The sequence below is a fragment of the Parapedobacter sp. 2B3 genome (assembly GCF_041925275.1).
GTDB lineage: Bacteria > Bacteroidota > Bacteroidia > Sphingobacteriales > Sphingobacteriaceae > Parapedobacter > Parapedobacter pyrenivorans_A.
Map to the genome: position 1 here is coordinate 1 of NZ_JBHEUZ010000044.1, position 5529 is coordinate 5529.

The following is a 5529-nucleotide window of genomic DNA, read 5'->3' on the forward strand; positions in this document are numbered from 1 at the left end:
TGCGTTATGCAGCGGGGCGTTGTAGATTTTGGCGCCGACCTACTCTCACGCCTTTTACGGCAATACCATCGGCTCGGGCGGGCTTAACTTCTCTGTTCGGTAAGGGAAGAGGTGTACACCGCCGACATAGGCACCATGAAATCGTTATGACATGAACTGGAAGAAAACAGGGAGGGAGGATGGGAGAAGGCAACGGTATCTGCTGCTTGAGAAAGCTATGGGGCTATTAGTACCGCTCGGCTTTGGTGTTGCCACCTTTAGACCTGCGGCCTATCGACCCCGTCATCTACGGGGGCCCTCGTAAGGAACACTCATCTTGTGGCCGGTTTCGCACTTAGATGCTTTCAGCGCTTATCCAAACCCGACATAGCTACCCAGCGGTACGCCTGGCGGCATAACTGGTTCACCAGCGGTCGGTCCAGCCCGGTCCTCTCGTACTAAGGCCAGCCCCACTCAATGTTCCCACGCCCGCAACAGATAGGGACCGAACTGTCTCGCGACGTTCTGAACCCAGCTCGCGTGCCACTTTAATGGGCGAACAGCCCAACCCTTGGGACCTTCTCCAGCCCCAGGATGTGACGAGCCGACATCGAGGTGCCAAACCTCCCCGTCGATATGAGCTCTTGGGGGAGATCAGCCTGTTATCCCCAGAGTACCTTTTATCCTTTGAGCGATGGCCCTTCCATGCAGAACCACCGGATCACTATGTCCGCCTTTCGGCCCTGTTCGGCTTGTGGGCCTCACAGTCAAGCAAGCTTATGCCATTGCACTCCACGTACGGTTACCAAGCGTACTGAGCTTACCTTTGAAAGCCTCCGTTACCTTTTTGGAGGCGACCACCCCAGTCAAACTACCCACCAAACAGTGTCCCCCTGGTCTCAGGGGTTAGGAACCGGATACGCAAAGGGCGGTATTTCAAGGACGGCTCCACGGGTCCTGGCGAACCCGTTTCGCAGCCTCCCGCCTATCCTACACATCACGCACCCAGTCCCAATGTTAAGCTGTAGTGAAGGTTCATGGGGTCTTTCCGTCCCGTTGCGGGTAACCGGCGTCTTCACCGATACCACAATTTCACCGAGCTCATGGCTGAGACAGTGCCCAGATCGTTACACCATTCGTGCAGGTCGGAACTTACCCGACAAGGAATTTCGCTACCTTAGGACCGTTATAGTTACGGCCGCCGTTTACCGGGGCTTCGGTTCAATGCTTCGCGGGCGAACCCACTAACATCCCCCCTTAACCTTCCGGCACCGGGCAGGTGTCAGGCCTTATACCTCATCTTTCGATTTCGCAAAGCCATGTGTTTTTGTTAAACAGTCGCCTGGGCCTTTTCACTGCGTCCCACGTTGCCGTGGGAGCCCCTTCTCCCGAAGTTACAGGGCCATTTTGCCGAGTTCCTTAGCCATGATTCACTCGAGCACCTTAGGATTCTCACCCCAACCACCTGTGTCGGTTTGCGGTACGGGTTCTGATGGCCTGGAGCTTAGCGGATTTTCTCGGGAGCATGATTACCCACACTATCGGCGCCGCCGAGGCTTTGCCGTACTATCGGGTTTCAGCAGGGGTCCCGGATTTTCCTGGGATCCCTATACCTACGCCCTTCAACGCACTATTCCGTCAGTGCGCGGTGGTGTCACTTCTCCGTCCCCGCGTCGCAACCATCAAAAGTACGGGAATATTAACCCGTTGTCCATCGGCATCCCCCTTCGGGTTAGCCTTAGGCCCCGACTGACCCTGATCCGATTAGCGTTGATCAGGAAACCTTGGTCTTTCGGTGGGCGGGTTTCCCACCCGCCTTATCGTTACTTATGCCTACATTTGCTTTTCCGGAAAGTCCACCGCACCTCACGGTGCGGATTCGCCCCCGCCGGAATGCTCCCCTACCAGTGCAATAAATTGCAATCCATAGCTTCGGTAACACGCTTGATGCCCGTTCATTATCCACGCCCGGCCGCTCGACTAGTGAGCTGTTACGCACTCTTTAAATGGATGGCTGCTTCCAAGCCAACATCCTAGCTGTCTGTGCAGCCGGACCTCGTTAGTCCAACTTAGCGTGTATTTGGGGACCTTAGCTGATGGTCTGGGTTCTTTCCCTCTCGGCCCTGGACCTTAGCACCCAGAGCCTCACTGCAGAGTATATCCCGCGGCATTCGGAGTTCGTCTGGATTTGGTAGGATGTGACTCCCCCGCACCCAATCGGTAGCTCTACCTCCGCGGGACTTAACCTCCACGCTGTTCCTAAAAACATTTCGGGGAGTACGAGCTATTTCCCAGTTTGATTGGCCTTTCACCCCTACCCTCAGGTCATCCGGAAACTTTTCAACGTTTATCGGTTCGGTCCTCCAGTACCTGTTACGGCACCTTCAACCTGCCCAAGGGTAGATCACAAGGTTTCGCGTCTACCTCCACCGACTGTGCGCCCTGTTCAGACTCGCTTTCGCTTCGGCTGCCCCACTGAATGGGTTAACCTTGCCGGTGAAGAGTAACTCGTAGGCTCATTATGCAAAAGGCACGCCGTCATAACGCTAAAAGCGTCACTCCGACCGCTTGTAGGCACACGGTTTCAGGTTCTATTTCACTCCCCTGTTCGGGGTTCTTTTCACCTTTCCCTCACGGTACTGGTCCACTATCGGTCTCCCAGGAGTATTTAGCCTTGGCGGATGGTGCCGCCGGATTCCCGCAGGGCGTCTCCGACCCCGCGGTACTCAGGAATCCACTAGGCTGGCTTTGCTTGCGTGTACGGGACTATCACCCCCTATGGTACCGGCTTCCCTTCCGGTTTCCACTTCGCTAATCCAATGCCATGTCGTGGTCCTACAACCCCGGATATGCCGTAACATGTCCGGTTTGGGCTGTTCCGCGTTCGCTCGCCACTACTTGCGGAATCACTGTTGTTTTCTCCTCCTACGCCTACTTAGATGTTTCAGTTCAGCGCGTTCGCGTATTATACGATGTACCTTCAGTACATCAGGTTGCCCCATTCGGAAACCACCGGATCGATTCCCATTTGCGGATCCCCGGTGCTTATCGCAGCTTGTCGCGTCCTTCATCGCCTCTGGGAGCCTAGGCATCCCCCGTGTGCCCTTGTCTACTTTCTTCACCGCACGGCCCTTTTGCTACCGCGCGGCTGCTTTCGGCCGACCGCTCGCGCGGACGGCCACTGTTGCCTTCTCTTTCTCTCTCTTCTTGTTTTCTTCCAATATGTCAAAGAACTTCTTTAGATGTGAGATGTGAGACATTAGATTTGAGACGGCTGTCTCATATCACATATCTATCCCCCCATATCTAATCGTGGAGAATAACGGATTCGAACCGTTGACCCCCTGCGTGCAAGGCAGGTGCTCTAGCCAGCTGAGCTAATTCCCCTTCATCCGTAGTCCCGAGCAGACTTGAACTGCTGACCCCTACATTATCAGTGTAGTGCTCTAACCAACTGAGCTACGGGACTAGCTTTTCTTCTCGCCTGTCGGATACCGTGTAAGGGAACGGTGTCCTATTCTTCTGTTTCCTTTTGATTCCAATTGATTATCATGTGCGCAACGAGCACCAATCCGGTACCCTAGAAAGGAGGTATTCCAGCCGCACCTTCCGGTACGGCTACCTTGTTACGACTTAGCCCCAATCACCAGTTTTGCCCTGACACGCCCCTTGCGGCAACATGCTTCAGGCACCCCCGGCTTTCATGGCTTGACGGGCGGTGTGTACAAGGCCCGGGAACGTATTCACCGCGTCATTGCTGATACGCGATTACTAGCGAATCCAACTTCACGGGGCCGAGTTGCAGGCCCCGATCCGAACTGTGAACGGCTTTGCGGGATTGGCGCCCTGTTGCCAGGTGGCTGCCCGCTGTACCGCCCATTGTAGCACGTGTGTAGCCCCGGACGTAAGGGCCATGATGACTTGACGTCGTCCCCGCCTTCCTCACTGTTTGCACAGGCAGTCTGGATAGAGTCCCCACCGTTACATGCTGGCAACTATCCATAGGGGTTGCGCTCGTTGCGGGACTTAACCCAACACCTCACGGCACGAGCTGACGACAGCCATGCAGCACCTAGTTTCGTGTCCCGAAGGACTCATCCATCTCTGGATGATTCACTAACTTTCAAGCCCGGGTAAGGTTCCTCGCGTATCATCGAATTAAACCACATGCTCCTCCGCTTGTGCGGGCCCCCGTCAATTCCTTTGAGTTTCACCCTTGCGGGCGTACTCCCCAGGTGGATGACTTAACGCTTTCGCTTGGGCGCCGGCCGTGTATCGCCGACACCGAGTCATCATCGTTTAGGGCGTGGACTACCAGGGTATCTAATCCTGTTCGATCCCCACGCTTTCGTGCATCAGCGTCAATCGCGCCTTGGTAAGCTGCCTTCGCAATCGGTGTTCTGTGGCATATCTATGCATTTCACCGCTACTTGCCACATTCCGCCTACCTCATCCGCATTCAAGCGCGCCAGTATCAACGGCACTGCGATGGTTGAGCCACCGTCTTTCACCACTGACTTAGCGCGCCGCCTACGCACCCTTTAAACCCAATAAATCCGGATAACGCTCGGATCCTCCGTATTACCGCGGCTGCTGGCACGGAGTTAGCCGATCCTTATTCTCCAGGTACGCTCAGCCCCGTTCACGAACGGGGGTTTGTTCCCTGGCAAAAGCAGTTTACAACCCGTAGGGCCGTCTTCCTGCACGCGGCATGGCTGGTTCAGGCTTGCGCCCATTGACCAATATTCCTTACTGCTGCCTCCCGTAGGAGTCTGGTCCGTGTCTCAGTACCAGTGTGGGGGATTCTCCTCTCAGAGCCCCTAGGCATCGTCGCCTTGGTAAGCCGTTACCCTACCAACTAGCTAATGCCACGCGAGCCCATCCGTCCCCTATGAATATTTGGCTGGAAGGTGATGCCACCACCCAGCGTCATGCGGTGTTAATCCCTCTTTCGAGGGGCTATCCCCCTGGGACGGGCAGGTTGCTCACGCGTTACGCACCCGTGCGCCACTCTCATGGGGAGCAAGCTCCCCAATCCCGTTCGACTTGCATGTATTAGGCCTGCCGCTAGCGTTCATCCTGAGCCAGGATCAAACTCTCCATTGTAGAATGAAGTTCGATCTGACCCGATCACTCGGAATCAATCTTTATTAATTATGTCTAATAACCTGGATTGACCTAGGTCTGTCTTTTAACTTTCGCCTTCAAACAGACTACTCGTTACGCTACATGAATATCAATATCTTTCAAGAACTTCAACGCCTCCGCTCGCGCTTCGGCCATCGTGCTGACGCATGGGGTCCGACCCCCTGCACCGCTGCTTTTTTTTCATCCCCCAAACCCCTCCGCCAGCCTCGCGCCGGCCGGACCGGGTAACCCCGGTTTCCGTTTGGGACTGCAAAGGTAAGAACATTTATCAACCCCGCAAAATTTATTTTCAACTTTTTTCCCGGGCACCCAACCCCCAAAAACAACCAACGGCAAAACCCGAAAAACAAAGCCAAAACCCTCAATGAACAACCGCATCCTCCGAAGCGGGTTGCAAAGGTA

The 5529-nt window shown here is 55.1% G+C and carries 2 tRNA genes and 3 rRNA genes; all 5 read right to left on the bottom strand.

The features are described from left to right. Window positions 1-26: 26 nt before the first annotated feature. A 5S ribosomal RNA gene (rrf, locus tag ACEVG1_RS20900) occupies window positions 27-138 on the bottom strand. 68 nt (window positions 139-206) lie between these two features. Further along, a 23S ribosomal RNA gene (locus ACEVG1_RS20905) occupies window positions 207-3098 on the bottom strand. Between the two features lie 194 nt (window positions 3099-3292). Then, window positions 3293-3366, bottom strand: a tRNA-Ala gene (locus ACEVG1_RS20910). Between the two features lie 8 nt (window positions 3367-3374). Further along, window positions 3375-3448: transfer RNA gene (locus ACEVG1_RS20915), tRNA-Ile, on the bottom strand. A gap of 115 nt (window positions 3449-3563) precedes the next feature. Beyond that, a 16S ribosomal RNA gene (locus ACEVG1_RS20920) occupies window positions 3564-5085 on the bottom strand. The 16S, 23S and 5S rRNA genes sit together here with 2 tRNA genes alongside, the layout of an rRNA operon. Between the last annotated feature and the right edge of the window lie 444 nt (window positions 5086-5529).